24 protein-coding genes and 1 pseudogene are annotated in these 24253 nt (G+C 71.5%); 14 read left to right on the forward strand and 11 right to left on the reverse strand.

Annotated features, from left to right (window positions below; all coding sequences use genetic code 11):
- Nucleotides 1–29 precede the first annotated feature (29 nt).
- A complete protein-coding gene (locus FHS23_RS11030) occupies nucleotides 30–407 on the reverse strand; it encodes an OB-fold nucleic acid binding domain-containing protein (RefSeq protein ID WP_183652659.1) in 378 nt (125 codons plus the stop codon).
- Nucleotides 408–597: 190 nt separating this feature from the next.
- Here FHS23_RS11030 and FHS23_RS11035 point away from each other — a divergent pair, with 190 nt between their 5' ends.
- Nucleotides 598–1332, forward strand: coding sequence for an alpha/beta fold hydrolase family protein (locus tag FHS23_RS11035; protein WP_183652662.1), 735 nt, complete (start codon nucleotides 598–600; stop codon nucleotides 1330–1332).
- 51 nt (nucleotides 1333–1383) lie between these two features.
- On the opposite strand, the gene FHS23_RS11040 is transcribed toward FHS23_RS11035, so the two are convergent.
- Nucleotides 1384–2079 (reverse strand): DUF3710 domain-containing protein, encoded by a 696-nt coding sequence (locus FHS23_RS11040; RefSeq protein ID WP_183652665.1) that lies wholly within the window; start codon nucleotides 2077–2079, stop codon nucleotides 1384–1386.
- On the reverse strand, nucleotides 2079–2543 hold the full coding sequence (dut, locus tag FHS23_RS11045; RefSeq protein WP_183652668.1) for a dUTP diphosphatase: 465 nt from the start codon (nucleotides 2541–2543) through the stop codon (nucleotides 2079–2081). The genes FHS23_RS11040 and dut overlap by 1 nt, the downstream gene beginning before the upstream one ends.
- Nucleotides 2544–2567: 24 nt before the next feature.
- On the opposite strand from dut, the gene FHS23_RS11050 reads away from it, so the two are divergent.
- A complete protein-coding gene (locus FHS23_RS11050) occupies nucleotides 2568–3182 on the forward strand; it encodes a DUF3093 domain-containing protein (protein ID WP_343053823.1) in 615 nt (204 codons plus the stop codon).
- Between the two features lie 187 nt (nucleotides 3183–3369).
- On the opposite strand, the gene FHS23_RS11055 is transcribed toward FHS23_RS11050, so the two are convergent.
- Nucleotides 3370–3678 (reverse strand): DUF4193 domain-containing protein, encoded by a 309-nt coding sequence (locus FHS23_RS11055; RefSeq protein WP_183652672.1) that lies wholly within the window; start codon nucleotides 3676–3678, stop codon nucleotides 3370–3372.
- Between the two features lie 490 nt (nucleotides 3679–4168).
- Here FHS23_RS11055 and cei point away from each other — a divergent pair, with 490 nt between their 5' ends.
- A complete protein-coding gene (cei, locus tag FHS23_RS11060) occupies nucleotides 4169–4855 on the forward strand; it encodes an envelope integrity protein Cei (RefSeq protein ID WP_343053824.1) in 687 nt (228 codons plus the stop codon).
- A 92-nt stretch (nucleotides 4856–4947) separates the two neighbouring features.
- Here the strand turns inward: cei and FHS23_RS11065 are convergent, their stop codons facing one another.
- Nucleotides 4948–5739, reverse strand: coding sequence for an inositol monophosphatase family protein (locus tag FHS23_RS11065; protein ID WP_183653827.1), 792 nt, complete (start codon nucleotides 5737–5739; stop codon nucleotides 4948–4950).
- Between the two features lie 180 nt (nucleotides 5740–5919).
- On the opposite strand from FHS23_RS11065, the gene ppgK reads away from it, so the two are divergent.
- Nucleotides 5920–6681, forward strand: coding sequence for a polyphosphate--glucose phosphotransferase (ppgK, locus tag FHS23_RS11070; RefSeq protein ID WP_183652679.1), 762 nt, complete (start codon nucleotides 5920–5922; stop codon nucleotides 6679–6681).
- Nucleotides 6682–6886: 205 nt separating this feature from the next.
- Nucleotides 6887–8296 carry an RNA polymerase sigma factor gene (locus tag FHS23_RS11075; RefSeq protein ID WP_183653829.1) on the forward strand — a complete coding sequence of 470 codons (1410 nt, stop codon included), beginning with the start codon at nucleotides 6887–6889 and terminating at the stop codon, nucleotides 8294–8296.
- A gap of 303 nt (nucleotides 8297–8599) precedes the next feature.
- Here the strand turns inward: FHS23_RS11075 and FHS23_RS11080 are convergent, their stop codons facing one another.
- Nucleotides 8600–9472, reverse strand: coding sequence for an EamA family transporter (locus tag FHS23_RS11080; protein ID WP_183652682.1), 873 nt, complete (start codon nucleotides 9470–9472; stop codon nucleotides 8600–8602).
- A 263-nt stretch (nucleotides 9473–9735) separates the two neighbouring features.
- On the opposite strand from FHS23_RS11080, the gene FHS23_RS11085 reads away from it, so the two are divergent.
- Complete coding sequence (locus tag FHS23_RS11085) at nucleotides 9736–9915, forward strand: DUF7455 domain-containing protein (protein ID WP_183652685.1); 180 nt, start codon at nucleotides 9736–9738, stop codon at nucleotides 9913–9915.
- 196 nt (nucleotides 9916–10111) lie between these two features.
- On the opposite strand, the gene FHS23_RS11090 is transcribed toward FHS23_RS11085, so the two are convergent.
- Complete coding sequence (locus FHS23_RS11090; protein ID WP_183652689.1) at nucleotides 10112–11839, reverse strand: DEAD/DEAH box helicase family protein; 1728 nt, start codon at nucleotides 11837–11839, stop codon at nucleotides 10112–10114.
- Between the two features lie 352 nt (nucleotides 11840–12191).
- On the opposite strand from FHS23_RS11090, the gene FHS23_RS11095 reads away from it, so the two are divergent.
- On the forward strand, nucleotides 12192–13430 hold the full coding sequence (locus FHS23_RS11095) for a YihY/virulence factor BrkB family protein (protein ID WP_183652692.1): 1239 nt from the start codon (nucleotides 12192–12194) through the stop codon (nucleotides 13428–13430).
- Nucleotides 13431–13534: 104 nt separating this feature from the next.
- Here the strand turns inward: FHS23_RS11095 and FHS23_RS11100 are convergent, their stop codons facing one another.
- Entirely contained in the window at nucleotides 13535–13786 is a 252-nt protein-coding gene (locus FHS23_RS11100; RefSeq protein WP_183652695.1) for a DUF3039 domain-containing protein, read from the reverse strand.
- A gap of 61 nt (nucleotides 13787–13847) precedes the next feature.
- Here FHS23_RS11100 and FHS23_RS11105 point away from each other — a divergent pair, with 61 nt between their 5' ends.
- Nucleotides 13848–14828: a pseudouridine-5'-phosphate glycosidase gene (locus FHS23_RS11105; protein WP_343053825.1), complete on the forward strand. Its 981-nt coding sequence runs from the start codon at nucleotides 13848–13850 to the stop codon at nucleotides 14826–14828.
- A complete protein-coding gene (locus FHS23_RS11110; protein WP_183652701.1) occupies nucleotides 14825–15721 on the forward strand; it encodes a carbohydrate kinase family protein in 897 nt (298 codons plus the stop codon). Before FHS23_RS11105 ends, FHS23_RS11110 begins: the two co-directional genes overlap by 4 nt.
- 221 nt (nucleotides 15722–15942) lie before the next feature.
- Here FHS23_RS11110 and FHS23_RS23180 read toward each other — a convergent pair.
- A pseudogene (locus FHS23_RS23180) lies at nucleotides 15943–16251 on the reverse strand (DUF3099 domain-containing protein); the annotation flags it as partial.
- A 143-nt stretch (nucleotides 16252–16394) separates the two neighbouring features.
- Here FHS23_RS23180 and FHS23_RS11120 point away from each other — a divergent pair.
- The 4 genes from FHS23_RS11120 to FHS23_RS11135 all read left to right on the forward strand — a co-directional run bounded on the left by FHS23_RS11120 (nucleotide 16395) and on the right by FHS23_RS11135 (nucleotide 21893).
- Complete coding sequence (locus FHS23_RS11120) at nucleotides 16395–17987, forward strand: DUF7782 domain-containing protein (protein ID WP_183652707.1); 1593 nt, start codon at nucleotides 16395–16397, stop codon at nucleotides 17985–17987.
- Entirely contained in the window at nucleotides 17984–18409 is a 426-nt protein-coding gene (dtd, locus tag FHS23_RS11125; protein WP_183652710.1) for a D-aminoacyl-tRNA deacylase, read from the forward strand. The genes FHS23_RS11120 and dtd overlap by 4 nt, the downstream gene beginning before the upstream one ends.
- A gap of 250 nt (nucleotides 18410–18659) precedes the next feature.
- Nucleotides 18660–19808 carry a sigma-70 family RNA polymerase sigma factor gene (locus FHS23_RS11130; protein WP_246381932.1) on the forward strand — a complete coding sequence of 383 codons (1149 nt, stop codon included), beginning with the start codon at nucleotides 18660–18662 and terminating at the stop codon, nucleotides 19806–19808.
- 405 nt (nucleotides 19809–20213) lie between these two features.
- On the forward strand, nucleotides 20214–21893 hold the full coding sequence (locus FHS23_RS11135; protein WP_183652713.1) for a FumA C-terminus/TtdB family hydratase beta subunit: 1680 nt from the start codon (nucleotides 20214–20216) through the stop codon (nucleotides 21891–21893).
- Nucleotides 21894–22001: 108 nt separating this feature from the next.
- Here FHS23_RS11135 and FHS23_RS11140 read toward each other — a convergent pair whose 3' ends face one another.
- Nucleotides 22002–22439 carry an SRPBCC family protein gene (locus tag FHS23_RS11140; protein ID WP_183652716.1) on the reverse strand — a complete coding sequence of 146 codons (438 nt, stop codon included), beginning with the start codon at nucleotides 22437–22439 and terminating at the stop codon, nucleotides 22002–22004.
- 37 nt (nucleotides 22440–22476) lie between these two features.
- Nucleotides 22477–22929 (reverse strand): hypothetical protein, encoded by a 453-nt coding sequence (locus tag FHS23_RS11145; protein ID WP_183652719.1) that lies wholly within the window; start codon nucleotides 22927–22929, stop codon nucleotides 22477–22479.
- Nucleotides 22930–22970: 41 nt separating this feature from the next.
- On the opposite strand from FHS23_RS11145, the gene FHS23_RS11150 reads away from it, so the two are divergent.
- Nucleotides 22971–24203 (forward strand): APC family permease, encoded by a 1233-nt coding sequence (locus tag FHS23_RS11150; protein ID WP_183652722.1) that lies wholly within the window; start codon nucleotides 22971–22973, stop codon nucleotides 24201–24203.
- Nucleotides 24204–24253: the final 50 nt, after the last annotated feature.

Consider the following 24253-nt stretch of genomic DNA (forward strand, 5'->3'; position numbering starts at 1 on the left):
CGGATCCTCTCGTCGAGCCGGCTGCGGCGTCAGGTGGGCTGCAACAGCTCGTAGTACGGGTTGTACAGCACTTTACGGCCTTCACGGTCCGCCATGCGGCCACGGGCCTTGATGGACCGGCCCGGCTCGATCCCGGGAATCCGCCTACGGCCGAGCCACACGAGCGTGACCTCGTCGGTGCCGTCGAACAGCTCGGCCTCCAACGTGGCCGCCTCGCTCGCGGGACACAACTCGACACTCCGCAACCGTCCGAGAACGGTCACTTCGTCGCCGCAGCGGCAGTCGCACGCGCGCTGCGCGCCGCCCGCTTCGGATTTCTCGGAGAGATCGTCGGCGTCGAGGGTCTCGACGTCACTGGTGAGTTTCTTGACCAACCGGCTGAAGTAGCCGCCGTCCTTGGCGGGCATGTGCCTGCTCCTGTACTTCGAGGGCCCCCGACTCGGCATTCCACGGCCCGTACCTGTTCAGCGTAGCTTCCGTACCGGCACAGGGAAGCCGACGGAGGCCGACTCTCGCAAGACACCACGACGTGAGCTGCGTTATGCCCGTTCGTGGGTCGTCACCGGCCCGGGGAGACGGGTCCAGCACGATGTGGGGGTGCCCGCCACACCGCCACCCCGTTCGGCCCAGCCCGCGCACTCCGCCGTCCTGCCCGGGACGGGTTCGGACGAGGTGTTCGCCGGTGCCGTGTTCGCCCCGGCGCTGACCGGGGCCGGCATCGCCGTGACCGCGCCGCGGCCCCGCGCGGGCGCCACGCTCGTCCAGGATTCCCTCGCGGCACTCGATGCCGCCGCCGAGGCCGCCGACGAGCCGATCCTCGTCGGCGGCGTGTCTCTGGGGGCCCAGCTGGCCGTCGAATGGGCGCTGCGCAACGGGACGCGCTGCGCGGGCGTGCTCGCGGTACTGCCGGCATGGACCGGCGCGCCCGGCGAGGCCCCCGGCGCCGTCGCCGCCCAGGCCTCCGCGGAACTGCTCGACCGCGAAGGCCTGGAGCGCGCCCTCGCCCTCTCGACCCGCGGCGCGCCACCGTGGCTGGCCGCCGAGCTGACCCGTTCCTGGCGCCGTCACGGCGACGGCCTCGCCGCGGGACTGCGCGCCGCGGCCGCCCACCCCGCGCCGAGTCTCGCCGCACTCGGCCGGTGCCCCGTGCCGGTCGGGATCAGCGCCTGCACCGACGACCCGGTGCATCCGATCGCCCTCGCGCGCGCGTGGGCGGAGACACTGCCCCGGGCGGGGCTGCGGCAGATGCCGCTCGACGCGTTCGGCGCGGACCCCGCCTCGGCGGGCCACGCCGCGTTGACCGCCTGGCGAGAGGCCGCCGGACACTGCTGAGCCACCCGAACCCACCTCACGGGAAGCGAGCCCCGCGCCGTCGGGGCCGGGTCAGCCTTCGCCGGACTGCTGGGCCGCGATGTGCTGGGCCACCTGGTCGGGCAGCCGCACCGGCAGCGGTGTGCGCACCGGCATCGGGGCGTCCCCGCGCACCACGACCGTGCCGCGCACGATGTCACGGAGCACCTCGGGCGCCTCCGCGGCCTGCGTCTGCGGCCCGGCGATCACCCCGCGCAGCATCCAACGCGGGCCGTCGACGCCGATGAACCGCAGCGCCATCTCACCGATGACGGCCGACAACTCCATCCCCCACTCACCGCGGCCGAGCGACACCTTCGCGCCGTCACCGCGCAGCTGCTCGGCGAGCTCGTCGCTCACCGACCGCCACTGCCCGCCCGAGCGGGGCGCGGCGTAGGCGCTCACCGTCACCTGGCCCTGCGGAACGACGATGTGCACGGCCCGCACGTTGCCGCCCTGCTGGTCCATCTCGACCTGCACCTGCGAGCCGTCCGGCACGGGCACGCGCACCGAGCCGAGGTCCATCCGCGGCAAGCCGTCGTCGGGCGCGTCGTCCTCGTCGTACGGGCCCGACGCGCCGTCGACCCGGTCCGCGGGCGATGCGCCCGCACCGTCGTCGGCGTCACCGGCGCCGTCCGCGGTGGCGGCCCGCTCGTCGCCGGAGCCGGCCTCCGCGCCGGCTTCCTCCGAGTCCTGCGCCTGTCGTCGTTTCCGTCCGAAAATCCCCACTAGTTCTCCGTTCCGAGGGTCGCGTGCCCACCCGTCGAACCGTAGCCGCCCGTCCCCCGCTCGGTCGGCTCGAGTTCGCCGGTCTCGACGAACTCCGCGCGGCTGACGCGCTGCACGATCAGCTGCGCGATCCGGTCACCTCGCGTGAGCTCGACGGTCTCGGCCGGGTCGAGGTTCACGAGGCAGACCTTGATCTCACCGCGATAACCGGCGTCGATGGTGCCCGGCGTGTTCACGATCGAGAGCCCGACGCGCGCGGCCAGTCCCGATCTCGGGTGCACGAAACCCGCATAGCCGGACGGAAGGGCGATCGCCACCCCGGTTCCCACCACGGCGCGCTCCCCCGGGGCGAGCACGAGGTCGCGGGTGGTCACGAGGTCGGCTCCGGCATCGTCGGGCCGGGCGTACGACGGGACGGGGACGTCGGGATCGACGCGGGAGAACAGGACCTGCACGCTGGACACGGCTGGCGAGACTACCCTGAACCCGTGAGCACGAGTGCACGCGCGCGGCCCGACGGCGACGATCCGGCGCCCGACCCCGACAACGCCCAGGGCAACCACGGGAGCGACCGGGACACGAACCCCGCGGCCGACGCCGAGGTCCGATTCAGCGAACGGCTGTACATGGCGTGGTGGTGCTGGCCGCTACCGCTCGTCGGCGCCGCACTGCTCGCCGCCGAGGTCCACATGGGCTATCCCGGCGTGCGTGCCTGGCTGCCGTACGTCGTCCTCCTGCCGCTGGCCGCCCTGCTGCTGCTCGGCTTCGGTCGGCTGAAGATCCTCGTCACCGGCGGCTCCCGGCCCGAGCTGTGGGTCGGCGACGCCCACCTGCCCCTCCGGCACATCGGCGCGGTCGACGTCGTCGGCAAGGACGCGCGGCGCCGGACGCTCGGGCCCGAGCTCGACCCCGCGGCGTTCGTCGTCAACCGCGGGTGGATCGCCACGCTCGTGCGCGTCGAGGTGACCGACCCGGAGGATCCGACCCCGTACTGGCTGTTCAGCACCCGCCACCCCGAGCGCCTCGCCGCGCTGCTGCGGGAGGCCCGACCACCGCTGCAGGCCGACCCGACGGCACCGGACGTCCCGACCGCTGACGACTGACGGAACGTCCCCATCTCCTCCCGCCGGCGGCGGCACCCTCGATACGGCGGGTCCTGATACGAGGCCCGCAATACACGAGGGCCCGCAATACGACAAGAGCGGCCGGGTGATGTTGCCCATCACCCGGCCGCTCTCGCGTCGCCGTGTCGCCCCCTCCGCCGCCGGCCCCGCCGTGGGCGGGCCCGGATCACGCGCAGTCGCGGCAGATCAGCTCGGAACCCGATTCGTCCGCGAGCCTGCTGCGGTGGTGCACCAGGAAGCACACCGAGCAAGTGAACTCGTCGGCCTGCTTCGGCACGACCTTCACGGTCAGATCCTCACCGGACAGCCCCGACAGGTCGGCGCCCGGAAGCTCGAAATTCTCGGCGCTCACGTCCTCGTCGACGTCGACGACGCCGGACTGGTTCTCGTTGCGCCGCGCCTTCAGTTCCTCCAGCGAGTCTTCGGCGAGCTCGTCCGCTTCACTGCGGCGCGGAGCGTCGTAGTCGGTCGCCATTGTCCTTCACCCCTGCGATCAGCAATTCTCTCGATACGCGACCGTCGGAGGCGATCTCCGGCGGTCCTGTCGCTTCCGCTGGTCAACGTTCCAGCGCCTGTGTTTGTGCCCCGGGATAAGGTGAGTGTCGTCTCATCGGTGTTGCCACCTGCGTCACACACCGCCACAGCCCGGGAGCCCGGAGAGGGTAGCCCACCGCGTACCCGACTCCACAGCAGGTCACCCCGACCTTGCGGCATGTCACTCGAGCGGGTCATTTGATTTCGCCAACGGCGGGCTACCCGGGATGTGGTGCCGCGACCCACGAACCCCGGAACACGCCCTCGCCACCGGCCCGACAGCCCCGTCGACACTCCTTCGACGAAGCCGTGACCGGGTCCGACGGGGTGCCCCCGGCGGGTCCCGGCCTACGCCGCCGCTGTAACGCCTAAGCTGATCAGCGGCGACATGGACGGTAGTTGGGCGGGTATCGGCGAAGGGACGCGCAGTGGTGTCGGGGACCGGGGGCTTCCGGAGAAGCCGTGTCAAGCCGTACCGGAAGCGCAAGCCGCTGCCCGCACTGATCGTGGTGGCGGTATTGGGCCTGGCGGCGTCGGCGATCTGGATCAACGTGGTCACCTCCACGGAGGATCTGGACGAGGCGATCCGCTGCAGCCCCGCGGCACGTCCGCCCGAAGGAGTGACCTTCAACCCCCAGCCGTACGACGCGCTCTCCAGCACCCAGCCCGCGCCGCCGCACCGGGTGAACGTGCAGGTGCTCAACGCCAGCGGGTTGCGCGGTGAAGCCGCGATGACCACCACGGCCCTCGAACAGCTCGGGTTCACCCAGCTCGGCGAGCCCGCCAACGACGACGCCTTCCCGAAGGGGGAGGCCTCGTGCCACGGCCAGCTCCGCTACGGCCCCAACGGCGAGGCGGCCGCCCGCACCCTCCGTCTCATCGACCCGTGCCTGCAGCTCGTCGAGGACGGCAGGAAGGACGCCACCGTCGACCTCGCCATCGGCTCGGGGTTCAACGACGTGCGACCCACGAGCGAGGCCCTCGACGTCCTGGATCAGCTGAAGAGCTCGAGCAAGGGCAAGACGTCGGGGAGCGAGCAGTCCGCGGGCGGCGCGTCCGGCACGAGCTCACTCATCGACCGCGAACAGCTCGACAAGACCGAACCCGAGCACTGCTGAAGCCGGTCGCTGCCGACGGCCGCCGCCTGCGGGTGCGGGGCGCCTGAGCGGGGCGACCCCGTGCGCCCGTCCGCCGGGTGTGAGCGGACGGCTCAGATGCCACCCATGCCGCAGTCGATCAGCGCCTCGCGCAGCGGCCCGGCGATCGCGGGCGAGGCCGCCAGCGTGCCGTCGGTTCCGAGGTCGGCGTCCTGACCCGGCAGCGACACGACGGCGCCTGCCTCCTCCGCCAGCAGCGCCGCCGCCGCCCAGTCCCAGCGCGAGAGGCCGTGCTCGGCGTAGCCGTCCAGCCAGCCCGCCGCGACGTGACACAGGTCCAGCGCGGCCGAACCGCCCCTGCGGATGTCCCGCACCCGGCCGAGCAGTTCGGCGATCATGACGGCCTGCCTCTTCCGGCGCTCGGTCACGTAGTTGAAGCCCGTGCCGACCAGCGCCATGTCCAACCCCTCCGGCCGGGACACCGCCAGCCTGCGCCCGTCCAGCCACGCGCCGCCACCGCGCGAGGCCGTCCATCGGCGGCCGCTCACCGGTTCCACGACCGCGCCCGCGACGGACACGCCGTCGACCTGAGCCCCGACGGACACGGCGAACTCGGGCAGGCCGTAGAGAAAGTTCACGGTGCCGTCGATCGGGTCTGCCACCCACGTGACGCCGCCGTCGGCCGCGTCACCGCCGGCCTCCTCCCCGACGACGGGCTCACCCGGCCGCAGCTCGGCGAGCCGGGCGCGGATCAGTTTCTCCGAGGCCACGTCCACGGCCGTGACCACGTCGGTGCGGCTGCTCTTCGTCTGCACGTCCACACCCGCCCCGTCGAGCATCAACTCGCGTTCGGCCACGACGAACGCGGCCGCCTCGACGGCGACCTGCTCGGCGACCGCGAGCAGGTCGGCATACGGCACGGCATCGGCACCTGCGGAGTCGCCCGCGGAGGCGGAGCGGTGCTGTTCGGGAGTTCCGGATTCGGGTTCGATCGCGTTCACGGGACCTATAGGACCACACCCGGGCCCCGGTCCCGCTACAGTCTCCCACCAGGAATCTGAATCGAGCAGGAAGGGGCGACGCCGATGGCGGCGACGCGGGGGTTCGGCATCGACGTCGGCGGGAGCGGGATCAAGGGTGCCCTCGTCGACCTCGACACTGGCGAGTTCATCGGCGACCGATTGCGCATCGAGACGCCGCATCCGGCCACGCCCGACGCCGTGGCGGACGTCGTGGGCGAGATCGTCCGGCACTTCGACTGGGACGGCCCGGTCGGCGTGACGCTGCCCGCTGTGGTCAAGCAGGGGGTGGCCCACACCGCGGCCAACATCGACCCCAGCTGGATCGGCACGGACGCCGACACCCTGTTCGCCGAACGGCTCGGCCGCGTGCGCGAGGACGTCGCCATGCTCAACGACGCCGACGCGGCGGGCCTGGCCGAGATGCGCTTCGGCGACCCGGCGGTGCGCAGCGGTGTCGTGGCCCTGCTGACGTTCGGCACCGGCATCGGCAGCGCCCTGTTCGACGACGGCAAGCTCATGCCCAACACCGAGTTCGGCCACATCGAGGTCGACGGCCACGACGGCGAGACCCGGGCGGCCGCGTCGGTGAAGGACCGCGAGGGTCTCTCGTACCCGGAATGGGCGGCGCGCGTGGATCGTTACCTGACCGTGCTCGAAAACCTGATCTGGCCGGATCGGTTCGTCGTCGGCGGCGGGGTGAGCAAGAAGTCCGACAAATGGGTACCCCTGCTCACGAACCGCACGCCCGTCGTGGCGGCATCGCTGCAGAACAACGCAGGGATCGTCGGCGCGGCGGCGGCGGCCGCGGAGGGCATCGAACCCTGATCACCGGCCAGGCGGCACCACCGTCGGACACCCGGCGGCCGTACGGCACAGGGTTTGCGACGGCGAAAAACATGATCGCGCCCCGACTCCGTGGGGCGACGTCGTTACAATGGAACACGGCCCTCGACTGCGGGATGCGAAACCGCAGGCCGGGGGCATGTCCCCCGAATCCAAGGCAGCCGGGACGCATGCGTACCGGTTCGTCATGATCGACCGCTGCGAAAGGGCGTACGTGGCAGCCGCAAAGACCGCAACCCGAAGCGGGCCGAAGACAACGAGCGCCGCCGAGCAAGCGACAGCCGAGGAGACGGCGGCCGCCGACGGTGCCGAGGCGCCGGAAGCGACAGCGACCAAGCCTGCGCGCAAGACGGCCGCGAAGAAGTCTTCCGCCAAGTCCACCAAGACGGCCAAGTCGGCGGGTTCCGCCAAGACGAAGCCCAAGGCCGACGGCGAGGAACCCGACCTCGACGGCGCCGATGTCGAGGACGTCGACCTGTCCGACCTCGACGTCGACGCGGTCGAGGTGGATGTCGTCGACGCCACGGTGACCGAGGAGGACGCCGAGGAGGCCGAATCCGAGGAGGCGGAGGCTCCGAGCGGCAAGAAGAAGCAGCAGACCGCCGACGGCGACTTCGTCTGGGACGAGGAGGAGTCGGAGGCCCTGCGGCAGGCCCGCAAGGACGCCGAACTCACCGCGTCGGCCGACTCGGTCCGCGCCTACCTGAAGCAGATCGGCAAGGTCGCCCTCCTCAACGCGGAGGAAGAGGTCGAGCTCGCCAAGCGCATCGAGGCCGGCCTGTACGCCTCCGAGCGCATGCGCGTCATCGAGGAAAAGGGCGAGAAGCTCACCACTCAGATGCGCCGCGACCTGAAGTGGATCATCCGCGACGGCGAGCGCGCCAAGAGCCACCTGCTCGAGGCGAACTTGCGACTCGTCGTGTCGCTGGCCAAGCGCTACACCGGCCGTGGCATGGCGTTCCTGGACCTGATCCAGGAGGGCAACCTGGGCCTGATCCGTGCGGTCGAGAAGTTCGACTACACCAAGGGCTTCAAGTTCTCCACCTACGCCACGTGGTGGATCCGCCAGGCGATCACCCGCGCGATGGCCGACCAGGCGCGCACCATCCGTATTCCGGTGCACATGGTCGAGGTCATCAACAAGCTCGGCCGCATCCAGCGTGAGCTGCTGCAGGACCTCGGCCGCGAGCCCACCCCCGAGGAGCTCGCCAAGGAGATGGACATCTCCCCGGAGAAGGTCCTGGAGATCCAGCAGTACGCCCGCGAGCCGATCTCGCTCGACCAGACCATCGGCGACGAGGGCGACTCGCAGCTCGGCGACTTCATCGAGGACTCCGAGGCGGTCGTCGCCGTCGACGCGGTGTCGTTCACGCTGCTGCAGGACCAGCTCCAGTCGGTGCTGCAGACGCTGTCCGAGCGCGAGGCCGGCGTCGTCCGGTTGCGCTTCGGCCTCACCGACGGCCAGCCGAGGACTTTAGACGAGATCGGTCAGGTCTACGGAGTCACGCGCGAGCGGATCCGGCAGATCGAGTCGAAGACGATGTCGAAACTGCGCCACCCGTCGCGCTCGCAGGTCCTGCGGGATTACCTCGACTGACGGCTGAACCGGCGTCACGGCCCGACCATGGCCGCCGATCCGCACAGCGCGGGTCGGCGGCCATGGTCATGTCGGCCCCCCGTGTCATGTGTCCGACATGGACGGCTGAACGCTCCCGTGTGGACGGCCCGATACGGCGACGGCGCGGTTTCTTCCCCACTCCGGGGAGAACCGCGCCGTCCACTGTGTCCTGAATCGTGACCCGGGGCCGGCCGGGCCTCGTCGGTGCCCGATTCGGCAACCGCGCCGGACGCGGCAACCGCGTCCGATTCAGCAGCCGCGTCCGATTCGGCGCCACCCGGATCAGGGAGGCTCGCGCACCGACTCGTCGGAGCCGCGCGACCGCAGCAGCACGCCGCAGACGACGGCGAGAATGCCGACCGCCTCGGTGATCGCGGGCACCTGCCCCAGCACGACCAGGCCGACGACCGTTGCGGTCACGGGCAGCAGCGCCAGCAGCACGGCGAAGCGCGCCTGTCCTACCCGTCGCAGCACCACCTGATCCAGCCCGTACGGCACGACGGTCGACAGCAGGCCGACGCCGATGCCGAGCAGGAGCAGGTCCGGCTCGCCCCACACACCGCCGGTACCGAGCGCGAGCGGGCTCAGCACCACCGTGGCCACCGTGAAGCCGACCGCGAGACTGTCGATGCCGTTGCCGCCGAGGGCCACCTTCTTGCCGAGCACGATGTAGCCGGCCCAGGCCGCTGCGGCGGCCAGCGCGAACGCCACGCCCGCCGGGCTGCCGCTCCACTGCACGTCGGCGATCGCCAGCACGCCCGCCACGACGAGGGTCAGCGCGGCGAAGTCCCGCTTCGTGCGCGAGCCGAGCGCGGCCACCAGGACGGGGCCGACGAACTCGATGGCGGTGGCCGTGCCGAGGGGCAATCGGGCGATCGCCTCGTAGTAAACGACGTTCATCAACGCCGTGACCACGCCGAACGTCCCCGCCAGCAGCAGCGGCCTGCCTCGCCACGCCTCCCGTCCAGGCCTGCGCCATGCGAGAAGGATCACAGCGGCACCGAGACAGCGCAGCCACGCCACCCCTGCCGGGCTCGACGCCTCGAAAAGCCATACGGCGACGGCCGCGCCCACATAGATCGAAATTCCGCTGAGAACGAACAGGGCCGGTGCGGGAACCGTGTCGATTCGCCGTTTCGCAGCCGAGATATCCACCCCACGATGGTGCCCGACCACCGAAAATGCCCTGTTGAGGGGCCTACGTGTGCCGTGTCGGTGACCACGCACGAAACGGCCGTCGACACAAGGCCTGCCGCGACGTGACACACCTCCCACCGACACGGGAACACTTGCGAGCGCCAAAACGTCTGTAAGAGTGGACGGCAGCGAACAACGAAAGCGGCAACCAGAGCCGACTTCGTTCTCGCGGCTGAATTGATGGCATCGGCGCGCCGATGCCGGGACGGAGGGAGACTCCCATGACTTCACCGACGCTCACCCGCCCCGAACTGACCCGCGCGGACCGTTGCGACCGGTGCGGAGCCGCAGCCCAGTTGCGAGCGGTACTCCCCAGCGGCGGCGAACTGCTCTTCTGCGGACACCACGGCCGTGAGTACGAGGCCAAGCTGAAGGAACAGGACGCCGACATTCAGCGCTGAGAAGCCATCACCAGCCGTCGACGCGGCTCGTCCGGCGGCCGGGTCGGGGCGCAACGGAGCGGGACTGAGAGCGCCGTTGTGAGACTCGCACCGACATGACACCAGCAGCCGACACGCAGAAGGGGCGGAACCCGACTCGGGTTCCGCCCCTTCTCGGTTCCACACCCTGTCACCGTTCCACGCCCTTGTTCGGCGGTCACCAGGAGCGCAGGGTCGCGATCCGCTCCTCGAGCTGCTCCACGGTCGCCATCGCCGTCGGCGGGCCGCCGCAGATCCGGCGCAGCTCGTTGTGGATCGCGCCGTGCGGCTTCTTCGTCCGGTGGTGGTAGACGCCCACCAGCGTGTTCAGCTCCTTGCGCAGCGCATGGATCCGCTCCCCGACCGCCTGCGGGCGCGCCGCGGGCTCGGGTGCGGGCTCGGGCTGTTTCGGTTTCCGCCGCTGTTCGTCGGCGAGCTGCTCCTCCTGCCGTTTACGCAGCAGTGCCCGCACCTGGTCGGGTTCGAGCAGGCCCGGCAGCCCCAGATACTCCTGCTCCTCCTCGCTGCCCGAGAACACGGCGGTGCCGAACGAGTCGCCGTCGTAGATCACCTGGTCGAGCTCGGCAGAGGCGCCCAGCGAGGTGAACGCCTTCTCCTCCTCACCGGGCTCGTCCTCGGTCCGGTTGGCCGCGAGCAGCAGCTCGTCGTCCCAGCCGTCGGACTCCCGGTGCGGTGTGCCCAGCACGTGATCGCGTTCGGCCTCCAGCTGGCTCGCCAGCTCGAGCAGCACCGGCACGCTCGGCAGGAAGATGCTCGCCGTCTCCCCCGGCTTGCGCGCACGTACGAAACGGCCGATGGCCTGCGCGAAGAACAGCGGCGTGGACGCGCTCGTGGCGTACACGCCGACCGCCAACCGCGGCACGTCGACGCCTTCGGAGACCATCCGCACCGCCACCAGCCACCGCTCCGTCGAGTCGGCGAACTCACCGATGCGCTGCGTGGCCTTCGGGTCGTCGGAGAGCACGACGACGGGCTGCTCGCCCGCGATGCGCTGGAGGATCTTCGCGTAGGCGCGCGCGGAGTCCTGGTCGCTCGCGATCACCAGACCACCCGCGTCCGGTATGCCGTTCGCCCGCAGTTGGGACAGCCGCGTGTCGGCGGCCTGCAGCACCGACGGCACCCACTCCCCACCCGGGTCGAGCGCGGTGCGCCAGGCCCGTGCGGTCTGTTCGGCCGTCAGCGGTTCGCCCAGGCGGGCGGTGAACTCGTCCCCCGCGCTGGTGCGCCAGGACGCCTCCCCGGAGTAGGCCAGGAACACCACGGGCCGTACGACACCGTCGGCGAGCGCGTCCGAGTAGTTGTAACTGCTGTCGGCCTTGCTGCGGAGGGCCCCGTCGGCGTCCGGCTCGTAGGTGACGAACGGGATCGGCGAGTCGTCGCTGCGGAACGGCGTACCGGTCAGGGCCAGCCTGCGGACCGCAGGGGTGCACGCCTCCTCGATGGCCTCGCCCCACGACTTGGCGTCGCCGGCGTGGTGGATCTCGTCGAGGATGACCAGCGTCTTGCGGTTCTCGGTGCGCACCCGGTGCAGGTTCGGATGCGCGGCGATCTGCGCGTAGGTGACGGCGACGCCCTGGTAGTCCGACGAGGTGACACCGATGGTGTTGCGGAAGTTCGAGTCGATCGCGATGCCCGCAGCCGCGGCGGAGGACGCCCACTGGTGTTTGAGGTGCTCGGTCGGCGTGACGATCGTGATCGCGTCGATCGTGCGGTCCGACAACAGCTCGGCGGCCACCCGCAGGCCGAACACCGTCTTACCGGCACCCGGCGTCGCGACCGCGAGGAAGTCCTTCGGCCGCTGCGTGAGGTACTTGGTCAACGCCCGTCGCTGCCACGCACGCAGCGGCCGGGCCGTCGCGTCGCTGTCGGGCTCCGGTGCGGCCACGGCGCGCTCCTCGCGGCGCGTCCGAGCCGCCTCCTGGTCCGACGTCGCCGACACAGCCGATGCACTCCCCTTTCCCACCAGAACCGACAACGGCCACCGGACGCCCCGGTGACCCGCTCGCGGGCGCCCGCCACACGGCGCGCTCGCACAGCAAAACCCTCCCGCGCCGGCCGGCTCCGGTGGCGGCCGCGTGGTGAGGGCGCGTCGGAAAGAGTACCCGGACCGTCCGACGGGATCGGGCCACGGCGGGCCCCCGAGATCGCCCGGCACGGCCTTTTCGTGCGACACGCCGGGGCCGATCTTCCGGGCGGACGCGCCAACGCCGCGCCGATAGAGCATGCTGGGACCCGTCATGAACGACCAGAACACCGGCCGGCCCACCGGCGAGGACCCGCCCGCTCGGCCGGGCGGGGGCGACACCGGTGGCGACGAGCGTCACCCGGGCCCGCCCCCGAGCGCCGCGGAACGCTCGCCGTCGAAGGGCGGGCACGCGCCGCGCCGCCGCAAGGGCCCGTTTCGCCTGCTCGGCCGCACGATGAACAAGGCCTGGGAAGGCAACATCTTCTCCGAGGCCGCCGAGGCAGCGTTCTGGCAGACGCTGTCGCTGCCACCGCTCCTGTTGGGCCTGCTGGGCAGCATCGGCTACATCGGCGACTGGTTCGGCCAGCAGGTCGTGACGCGCGTCCACGACAACATCATCGGTTTCGCCGAGACCGTCTTCAGCGACAGCGTGGTCCGGCGGATCATCGAGCCGACCGTCAACGACATCCTGACCACCGGCAAGGGCGAGATCGTCTCCGTCGGTTTCCTGATCTCGCTGTGGGCCGGGTCGTCGGCCATGTCCTCGTTCGTGGACGCGATCACGGTCGCCCACGACCAGTACGGCGTCCGCAACGAGGTGTGGCAGCGGATCTTCGCGCTGCTGCTGTACATGGCGAGCCTGGCGTTGTTGATCGTCGGTCTGCCGATCATCGCGATCGGGCCGGACCTGCTGCCCGGCTTCTTCCCCACGGACTGGAGACCGACCGTGTCGGCGTGGGTCGGCACGCTGTACTACCCGACGGCCGGACTGGCCCTCGTGCTCGCTCTCGCGACGCTGTACAAACTGTCGCTGCCGCGCAAGCTGCCGTGGCACCGCGGCCTGCCCGGTGCCGTGCTGGCCATGGTGATCTTCCTGCTGTCCAGTGTCGGCCTGCGGCTCTACATCGGCTGGATCACCACGACCGGCTACACCTACGGCGCACTCGCCACACCGATCGCGTTCCTGTTGTTCGCGTTCTTCATCGGGCTGGCCATCGTCGCGGGCGCCTACTTCAACAGCGCGATCCAGGAACTCTGGCCCGCCAAGCCGACCCGGAGACAGCGCCGCGCCTGGCAGCGGCTCGAACGCGAACGGGCGGCGGAACGGATCGAGGCCGACGAAAGGTCACCCGTGGAGGACCGCACGACGTTGCCGCTCCGCAGGCCACGGCGGGACCGGACACCACCGGACGACACGGCACCGGAGGCCGTGGCAGGGCACGATTCGGCGCCCCACGACCCGGCACAGGACGACCCGCGCACGACCGGCGACCGGGCGACCGACGCCTGAGGCTCCGCACGGCCGGCGGGCTTCCGGCCGGAGCCCGTGTTCGACCCCGGCCGGAAGCCCGCTAGGACCGCGCGGCCGGACGTGTCACCCGGCGGCCGCGCGTGTCACTCGTCGTCGCCGCCGGGGGGCAGGCCCTCGAAGACCTTCTTGCAGTCGGGGCACACCGGCGAGCCCGGCTTCGCGGACTTCGTGACGGGGAAGACCTGGCCGCAGAGCGCCACCACGTGCGTGCCCGTGACCGCGCTCTCCGCGATCTTGTTCTTCTGCACGTAGTGGAACACCTCGGGGGCGTCGTCGTCGGTGCTCTCGGTGCCCTCGGGGCGGGTGTCGACATCAGGCAGCGTTGCAGTGCTCATGTTCACCAGTTTGCCACCCACGGCCACGAGAGTGGATGCCTATGGGCCAGGATTGCGCGCTGTGACCAGTACGCCCCGCCACGCCGCCGCCCGCCATGTTGCCGCCCGCCACGTTGCGGATCCCGCCGCCGCTCCCGTCACGCCGTCGACCGAGGTCGCCGAGGCGCTCGACGCCGGCACAGCGGTCGTCGCGCTCGAGAGCACGATCCTCTCGCACGGTCTGCCGTCCGGCCGGAACCTGGAGGTCGCGGCCCGGCTCGAGGACACGGTCCGCCGCGCGGGCGCGGTTCCCGCCACGATCGCGGTGCTGGACGGCACGCCGCTGGTGGGCCTGACGGCCGCCCAACTCGAACGGGTGTGCGCGCCGGATGCGGAGCTCGACAAGCTCTCCGCGCGGGACCTCGGCCCGGCGCTCGCTTCGGGCGGTTCGGGGGCGACCACGGTCGCGAGCACCTCGGTGCTGGCCCATGCCGCGGGCATCGACGTGTTCGCCACCGGCGGCCTCGGCGGCGTCCACCTGCCCCTGCCGGGCGAGTCGGCGACGTGGGACGTCTCTGCCGACCTCGCGGTGCTCGGCCGCACCCCGATCCTCGTCGTGTGCTCCGGCATGAAGTCGATCCTCGACATCCCCGCCACGCTGGAAGTGCTCGAGACCGGTTCCGTCCCGGTACTCGGCTACGGCGTCGACGAATTCCCCGCTTTCTACCTGCGTTCCTCGGGCCTGCCGGTGCCGCACCGGGTCGACAGCCCGGACCGGGTCGCCCGGGCGATGACCGCGCACAGCGCGTTCTCGTCGGCGGGCATGCTGCTGGCCAACCCGATCCCGGCGGAGGCCGAGATGGATCGGGACCTGCACGACCGGCTGCTCGCGGAGGGCCTGGCGAAGATCGGCGACGCGGCGGTGAGCGGCGCCGACGTCACTCCGGTGCTGCTGGAACATTTCCACACCGCCTCCGGGGGCGCGAGCCTCGACGCCAACGAGGAACTCGTCGTCGCCAACGCCGAGTTGGCCTCGCGAGTCGCCGTGGAGCTCGCCCGATGAGGGTCGTCGTGGTCGGCGACGCCGGCCTGGACGTGGTGGCCCGGCACGAGGGACCGCTGGTCCACGGGGGCGACACCCGCGCGACCGTCGGGCTGACCGGTGGCGGGGCGGGCGCCAACACGGCCCTGTGGCTGCGCGCGGCGGGCGCGGACCCGGTGCTGCTGGCCCGCGTCGGCGACGACCCGGGCGGCAGGCTGCTGCGGACCGAACTGGAAGCAGCGGGCGTGACGTGCGCGTTCGCCGTGGACGCCGACGCTGCGACGTGCTGTGTCGTCGTCCTCGTCGATCCCGACGGTCAGCGCACGATGCTGCCCGACCGGGGCGCCAACAAGCTCTTCTGCCCCGCGGACGTGCACGCGGTGGGCCCCGCGGCACTGGCGGGGGCCGAGCACCTGCACCTGTCCGGGTACGTCCTGCTGGACCCGTCGTCGCGGCCGGCGGGCCTGGCGGCGCTGAAGGCCGCACGCGCGGCGGGAGTGCCGACCTCGGTGGATCCGCAGGCGGCCGCGCTCATCACCGATCCCGAACGGTTCCTGGCCGACGTCCGCGGCGTCGACCTGCTGCTGCCGAACGCCGCGGAGCTGGCCGCGCTCACCGGGTCGGGCGATCCGGGCGCCGCACGCGACCTACTCGGGCACGTGGGTGCCGTCGCCGTGACCACCGGGCTCGACGGCGCGGCCTGGGTCGACCGGGACGGACTGTGGACCGTGCCCGCTCAGCCTGCGTCGTGCGTCGACAGCACGGGTGCCGGCGACGCCTTCAACGCGGGCCTGCTCACGGCACACCTCCGCGGCGAGCCGGTCCGAGACCGCCTGGCGGCGGGGGTGCGGTTCGGCGCGCAGGTCGTGAGCCGGGTGGGCGCACAGCCCGCACCCGGTCCGCAGCCCGCCTGAGCACCAGTCTCCGTCGCCACACCCGCGGGCCCGCGACGCGACCGCGGCCCCCTTGCTCGGCGAGCCGGCTAATCCCCCGGAGCCGCGCCGTCGGCGGTCCGCGGCTGCGGGCCGCCCTGCGGTGTCGTTCCCTGCGGTGTCGTTCCCTGCGGTGTCGTTTCCTGCGGTGTCGTTTCCTGCGCTGCCGTTTCCTCGGCGGGCGCGCCCTGCGGTCCGGCGACGTCGATCACCTGGTGCGGCGTCGCCTCCAGCCGGCGGTGCTGCCGCTGATAGCGGTTGACCTCTTCGGTCTTGCGGGGTGGCCGGTCGTTCGCGACCAGCACGGCGATCCACGGGAGCGGAATCGACAGCACGAGCAGCGCCACCGCGAGCCACCACGTCTGGTAGAAGACGCCCGCCAACACCAGGCAGGGGAAGCGCATCCCCATCGTGAGGACGTATTTGCGTTTGCGGGCAGCGAGCTCGTCGTCGTGGGAGGGCGCCGCCTCGGTGATCAGGACCGGGTCGCCGGACCTGTCGCGTTCCTCCACCGGCCTCACCTCCACCGGTCCATGCTCCCACCGCGGCCCGGGCTACGACAGGCGGGGCGCGAGCGGCGGCGGTGGGATCCCAAGCCCGCCGGTGGCGACCACACGCGGGCTCACGCACGCGAGCCGTGCGACGATGACGCACCGTGAACAGTGGCGAATCCTCCGAGACCGTTCCCGCACTCACGCCCGACGTCTGCGCCCGGCTGCGCGAGGCGCTGCTCCGCTGCCGGTACGACGCCGACGGCGTCACCGGGGCCCTGGGCGCGGCGGCGCACTCCGCACTGGGCCGCGGTGAACCGCTGCCCGCATTGCGGGCGAGCGCCGACGCCGGCCAGCTCGGCACACTGATCCGGCTGTTCCTGCTCGGTCGCAGCGAGCCCGGCGAGGCGGTCTCCGCGGCCTTCGCTCCCCTGCCGGTCGCCGACGCCGTCGCCGCGGGCCTCCTGCGGCCGGACGGCGACGGCTTCCGAGCCGGCCTGGACATCCGGCCCCACAGCGACGGCGAGACCTCGTGGTGGGTGGTCGCGGACCTGGACTCCGACCAGCTGGGCCGCCCGGTCGACAGGGAACACGTGCTCGGCGTCGGGCACGCGTCGCTGAGCCTGGTACGGGCGACGAGCCGCAGGCCGGTCCGGTCGCTGCTCGACCTCGGCACCGGCAACGGGGTGCAGGCGCTGCACGCCAGCACGCACGCCGAGCACGTGACCGCCACGGACGTCTCCGTGCGGGCGCTCGCGCTCGCCCGCGCGACGTTCCTGCTCAACGAGCTCGACGTGGAACTCGTGCAGGGCGAGTGGTTCAGCCCGGTGGCACGCCGCCGGTTCGACCAGATCGTGTGCAACCCACCGTTCGTCGTCGGCCCGCCGCGGGTCGACTACACCTACCGTGACTCCGGCCTGGGCGGCGACGACGCGAGCGCCCTGGTCGTCCGGCAGCTGCCGTCGCTGCTGACCGACGGCGGGGTGGGGCAGCTGCTCGCGTCCTGGCTGCACGTCGGTGACGAGGACTGGTCGGACCGGGTGACCCGGTGGCTGCCGCACGGCACCGACGCATGGTTCGTGCAACGCGACGTGGCCGATCCGGCACTGTACGTCGGCACGTGGCTGCGCGACGAGGGCATCGACCCGAGGTCGCCCGAGGGCCTGGCGAAGGCCGAGGCGTGGCTCGACTGGTTCGCCGCCCACGACGTGCGGGGCATCGGATTCGGGTTCGTCACGCTCCGCAAGACCGCAGGCGAGCCGACGATCGTGTGCGAAGACCTGCGGCAGGCCTACGACGATCCGCTGGGCGCCGAGGCGGCCGTCTGGCTGGACCGCGTGGAATGGCTGCGGTCCCGCGACGACACTGCGTTGCTGGCCACGCCGTTCCGGGTGCCGGACAGCGTCGTGCTCGAACGGATCGACGCGCCGTCGGACGAAGGCTGGGAGCCGTCGGTCCGGCGGCTGCACCGGCTCGACGGTCCCGGCTGGCAGCACGAGGTCGACGAGCTCGTCACGGCGCTGCTCGGCGGCTGCCGGGGGCTGCTGCCGCTGGAGGACCTGCTCGACCTGCTGGCCGCGGCGCACGGGGAGGACGTGACGCAGCTGCGCGAGGCCGCGACCCCGCTGGTCCGCGAACTCGTCCGGCACGGCATGCTCGAACCGGCGGGTGGCGTTCCCGAGACGGCTCCCGCGGGTGTGCAGCCGGCCGGCGCGGCCGGACGCGATAAAGGCGGCGCGATGAAGGCGGCGCGATGAAGGCGGTCGTGACGAGGGTCACCGAGGCGACGGTGACCGTGGGCGACGAGGTCGTCGGAACGCTCGACAAACCGGGTTTGTTGGTATTGCTCGGAATTCACGCCGACGATACGTCCGACAAAGCAGACACGATGGCGCGAAAACTGCACGAAATGCGACTGCTCCGCGACGAGGAGTCGTGTGCGACCGCCGATGCTCCCCTTCTCGTCGTCAGCCAATTCACCCTCTACGGCGACACCCGCAAAGGTCGGCGTCCATCGTGGACGGCCGCGGCCCGCCCGGAACAGGCCGAGCCGCTCGTGGGCGCGGTCGTCGCAGCGCTGCGGGATCGGGGCGCACGCGTGGAAACCGGCCGATTCGGCGCGATGATGCAGGTCCACAGCGTCAACGACGGTCCGTTCACGGTGCTCGTCGAGGTCTGACACCCGCCGCTCCCCACCTCCCTTCGGCAGCGCCCAAACCCGAACGTGAGGCGTTGCACAGCACCGGAAAACCCCGGGAACGATTTCGCGTGGGTTGACGTTGTTCGAGGTAACCGGCCACGAAGCCGGCCGGTGCGTAACGGATCCCCGGGCCTGATCGACTTTTCCGGGGAACACCGCGCGGCAACACACAGGCGGCGGGCGCCCGCCGCATCGCACCGCACGTGAGCCCGCCATCCGGGGAGGCAGAATGACCGTCCAGACTCTCGAACGCGAGGCCCGGGACATCCGCGACCGCGACACTGCGGCCGACGTCCCGACGCCCACGGTCGGTGCGGTCGAACCGGCCACCGTCGGCTCAGGGACCGTCGGCGACGAGACCGCCGACACCGACACCACGGGCGCGGGGAGCGCACTGGCGTCGATACCGGAGCCCGCCGAGCCGACGGCACGCGCCGCGCTGCAACTCGAGGATCTCGACGCCCAGGGCCCCGCGGCCGACCTCGTCCGCGTGTACCTCAACGGCATCGGCAAGACGGCGCTGCTCAGCGCCTCCGAAGAGGTCGCCCTGGCCAAGCGCATCGAGGCGGGCGTGTACGCCCAGCACCTGCTGGACTCCGCCGAGGACCTCGCCGACGAACGCGCATGGGAGCTGCGGCTGGTCGCCCGCGACGGCCGCCGCGCGAAGAACCACCTGCTGCAGGCGAACCTGCGGCTGGTCGTGTCGCTGGCCAAGCGCTACACGGGCCGCGGCATGCCGCTGCTCGACCTCATCCAGGAGGGCAACCTCGGGCTCATCCGTGCGGTCGAGAAGTTCGACTACGCGAAGGGCTTCAAGTTCTCCACCTACGCCACCTGGTGGATCCGCCAGGCCATCACGCGTGGCATGGCCGACCAGGGCCGCACCATCCGGCTGCCCGTCCACCTGGTCGAGCAGGTCAACAAGCTCGCCCGCATCAAGCGGGACCTGCACCAGAAGCACGGCAGGGAGGCCACCAACGAGGAGCTCGCCGAGGAATCGGGCATCCCGGTGGAGAAGGTCTCCACCCTGCTCGACCACGCGCGCGACCCGGTGAGCCTCGACATGCCGGTGGGCAACGAGGAGGACGCCCCGCTGGGCGACTTCGTCGAGGACGCGGAGGCGGCCGACGCCGAGACGAGCGTCATCTCGGGACTGCTGCACGACGACATGCGGCGGGTCCTGGGCACGCTCGACGACCGGGAGCAGAACGTCATCCGCATGCGCTACGGCCTCGACGACGGCCAGCCCCGCACGCTCGACCAGATCGGCCGCCACTTCGGCCTCTCCCGGGAGCGGGTCCGGCAGATCGAGCGCGAGGTCATGACCAAGCTGCGGCAGGGCGAGCGGGCCGACAAACTCCGCGCCTACGCCAGCTGAGGCCTTCCCGTAGGTGCCGCCGGCGCTGTGCGCACCGGGAACGCGTACCTGGAACGCCGCGCTGCCCCGATGTAACCCAGATCACGGCTGGTACGAACAAATTCGGTGGGCGAAAACGCGCAACCTTTCGGCCAACCGGACGTCTACCTAGTGGGGTTAGGGCAACGCGGCACGCGTTCCACGGAGCGTGCCGGCTGTCCGTCGAAGGCCGGGTCCCTCGGGGTGGGGCCCGGCCTTCATCGTGTCCACCCCCGGTACGTGCCCCGTGACCGGTGGTCCGCTCGGCGTGCCGTGATCTGCATCGCCTGCCGCGCCCGGCCGATCCACCCGGACCCGCCGCCGTTGTACTGTCGGCTCGTTTCGTGAACCGTCCCTTACCGACCGCGTGCGAGGCGAGCAGCTACCGTGACCTCTTCCACTCCCCAGTTCGAGTACACCGACGTTCTCCCCAAGGGTAAGGACACCGAGACCGAGTACCGCCTCGTCACGTCCGACGGCGTCGAGGTCGTCGAGGCGGCCGGGCGCAGGTTCCTCGAGGTGTCGCAGGAGGCGCTGACGACACTGGCGCGGACGGCGATCACCGACATCCAGCACCTGCTCCGTACGTCGCACCTGCAGCAGCTGCGGTCCATCGTCGACGACCCGGAGGCCAGCGGCAACGACCGGTTCGTCGCCATGGACCTGCTCCGCAACGCCGCGATCTCCGCCGGCGGTGTCCTGCCGATGTGCCAGGACACGGGCACCGCGATCACGATCGGCAAGCGCACCGAGGGCGTCCTCACCGGCGGCTCCGACGAGGAGGCCATCGCGCGCGGCATCTTCGAGGCCTACCGCGACCTCAACCTGCGGTACTCGCAGATGGCGCCGGTGAACTTCTGGGAGGAGCGCAACACCGGCACGAACCTGCCGGCCCAGATCGAGCTGTACCACAAGGACGGCACCGATCCCGCCGAGGGAACCGACCCGTCGTACGAGTTCCTGTTCATGGCCAAGGGCGGCGGCAGCGCCAACAAGACGTTCCTCTACCAGGAGACGAAGGCCGTCCTGAACCCGAAGCGACTGGCCAAGTTCCTGGACGAGAAGCTGCGCGGGCTCGGCACCGCGGCCTGCCCGCCGTACCACCTCGCGATCGTCGTGGGCGGCATGTCGGCCGAGTACAACCTCAAGGTGGCCAAGCTGGCCTCGGCCCGCGACCTCGACACGCTGCCGACCGAGGGATCGCCGCTCGGCCACGGCTTCCGCGACACCGACCTCGAGGAGCAGGTCCTGGAGATGACGCGGCAGTTCGGCATCGGCGCGCAGTTCGGCGGCAAGTACTTCTGCCACGACGTGCGCGTCATCCGCCTGCCCCGGCACGGCGCGTCGTGCCCGGTGGGCATCGCGGTGTCCTGCTCGGCCGACCGCCAGGCCAAAGCCAAGATCACCGCCGACGGCGTGTTCATCGAACAGCTGGAACGCGATCCGGCACGGTTCCTGCCCGACGTCACCGACGAGGACTTGTCCGACGAGGTCGTGCCGGTGGACCTGAACCGGCCCATGGACGAGATCCGCGAGCAGCTTTCGCAGCTGCCGGTCAAAACGCGGCTGAGCCTGACCGGGCCGCTGGTCGTGGCACGCGACATCGCGCACTCCAAGATCGCCGAACGGCTCGACGCCGGCGAGGAGATGCCGCAGTACCTGCGCGACCACCCGGTGTACTACGCGGGCCCGGCCAAGACGCCGGACGGCTACGCCTCCGGCTCGTTCGGGCCGACCACCGCCGGGCGCATGGACTCGTACGTCAGCCAGTTCCAGGCCGCGGGCGGCTCGATGGTGATGCTGGCGAAGGGCAATCGGTCGAAGCAGGTCGCCGAGTCGTGCCAGCAGCACGGCGGCTTCTACTTGGGCTCGATCGGCGGCCCCGCGGCACGGCTCGCCCAGGACTGCATCACCAGCGTCGAGGTGCTGGAATACCCGGAGCTCGGCATGGAGGCGGTCTGGAAGATCGAGGTCGAGGACTTCCCGGCGTTCATCGTCATGGACGACAAGGGCGGGGACTTCTTCGCCGAGACCTCCGAACCGGTGCTGCAGATCTCGTTTCACTGAGCACGCGCGCGGGGCCACGCCCGAGGCGGGGACGTCCCGTGGCTCCGGTGGTCTCCCGGCCGCGCCCCGATGCGGCCGGGAGACCACCGGAGACTCACCGCTCGAACGTCACCGTTCGCCGAAGTGCGCCGCCAGTCGTTCGAGACTCTTGCGGATGGCGGCCTCGTTCTTACGCGGGACGGGAGACCGGTCGAACACGAACGGGATCCGTGCCGGTGCCCAGTCGAACGTCTCGGTGACGTCGGTGGTGCCGTTGTCACCGGGGACGAGTTCCCACCGCCAGCGGTGTCCGTAGAAGTGTCGCCAGGCGATGAGGCGGTCCTGCTCGAACTCGACGACCTTGTTCGTGATGCGGTACTTCGCGCCCAGTTTCATGTCCATCGCGAACCGGGAGCCGAGTTCGAGCCGTTCCGGGTTGCCGCCGCGCGCGCCGCGCACGGTGCCGGAGCCGTCCAGGATCGTATGCTTGTCCGGGTCCGTGAGCAGCGCGAAGATCTCCGGAGCACTCGCGGGGATCCTGCGGGTGACGCTGACCTGTCGTGTCATGCGGTCACCCTAGCCTGAACCTACTCGCCGGTAGCCTTCACTCCTTGCGTTTCGTGTGCTCGAGCACCAGCGTGCGCTCCCCCAGCGGCTGGTCGAGTTCCACGCTCACCGGCGGGTACCGCATGTCCATCGTGCACATCATCTTGCCCGCCGGTTCGGTTTCGACGAGCAGGACGGCCACGGTGTCGGCGCTCTGGTCGGTCACTTCGGCACTTGCCTCGCCGCAGCCGCCCTCCTGTGCGGTGATGGTCAGTTCGGTGTCACGGGCCGACGCCTCCCGCGGGAAGCCTTCCGGCAGGCCGCGCGCGTTGAGCTGTGGGTCGGGCACCGGGCCGTTCTTCGCCTCGTGCTCGGCGGGCTGTTTCTTGAACTGCTCCGACGCCGATTCCGACGGGCCTCCGCCCGCGTCCTGTTCGGCGGGCGCCTGGCCGCAGGCCGACAACACCAGCACGCCGGCCACCGCGCCGAGGATCGTCTGTTTCCATCTCATGTTCGTCTGGACGTAACCGGGCCCCCGGTAGGTTGCACCCGATGACGGATCGACTCGCGCGCAGACTGGGCACTCCGCAAGCCGTGGTCGTGGGCCTGAGCGCCATGGTCGGCGCGGGCGTGTACACGGCGTTCGCCCCGGCCGCGGCGGCCGCGGGCGGGGCGTTGCCCGTCGCGCTGTTGCTGGCGGCGTTCGTGGCCTACTGCAACGCCACGGCGTCGGCCCGCCTCGCCGCGCGGTACCCGGAGTCCGGCGGAACGTACGTCTACGGCCGGGAGCGCCTCGGCCCGTTCTGGGGGTATCTCGCCGGGTGGGGGTTCGTCGTCGGCAAGACGGCCAGTTGCGCGGCGATGGCGCTGACGGTGGTCGCGTACGCGGCACCCGGGCTCGGCCAGCCGTGGCGCGGGGTGCTGGCCGTGGCGGTGGTCGCGGCGATCACGACGCTCGACTACCGCGGGGTGCACCGGTCCACCCGTGCCGCCGCGGTGCTGGTGACGATCAGTCTGCTGGCCCTCGCCACTGCGGTCGTCGCCGCACTCGCCGCGGGGAATCCGCAGGCGAGCGGACTCGATCCGAGCGTGGGCACCGGGCCGCGGGGCGTGCTGGAGGCGGCCGGGCTGCTGTTCTTCGCCTTCGCCGGGTACGCACGGGTGGCCACGCTCGGCGAGGAGGTCCGGGACCCGTCACGGACGATCCCGCGCGCCGTCGCGTGGGCGCTCGGACTCGTACTCGTGGTGTACGCGGTCGTCGCGTTCGCCCTGCTCGCCACGCTCGGCCCCGACGGGATCGCGGCCGCCGAGGACCCGGTGGCCGAGGCGGTCGCCGCGACCGGGTTGACCGGCCTCGTCCCCGTCGTGCGTATCGGTGCCGTGCTCGCAGCACTGGGCGCGCTGCTCGCGCTGCTGCTCGGCGTGTCGAGGACGGTTCTCGCCATGGCCCGCGACCGGCACCTGCCCCACGGTCTCACCGCGGTGCATCCGCGTTTCGGCGTGCCACACCGGGCCGAGGTCGCCGTCGGCGTCGTCGTGGCGGCCCTGGCGGCGACCGTCGACCTGCGGGAGGCCATCGGGTTCTCGTCGCTGGCCGTGCTCGTCTACTACGCCGTCGCCAACGCGAGTGCGTTCACACTCGGCCGCAGGTTCGTCCCCGTCGCCGGGCTCGCGGGATGCCTGTTGTTGGCCGCGAACCTGCCGACGGCGTCCGTCCTGAGTGGACTCGCCGTGCTGGCGGTGGGAGCGCTCGCCTACGCGGTCAGGCGTCGTCGATCGCGGTGAGCAGCTACCCCTGATCAACCGGCGCCAGGAGCACCGGCGCCGTACCACCC

The organism is Prauserella isguenensis (assembly GCF_014191605.1).
Lineage (GTDB): Bacteria > Actinomycetota > Actinomycetes > Mycobacteriales > Pseudonocardiaceae > Prauserella > Prauserella isguenensis.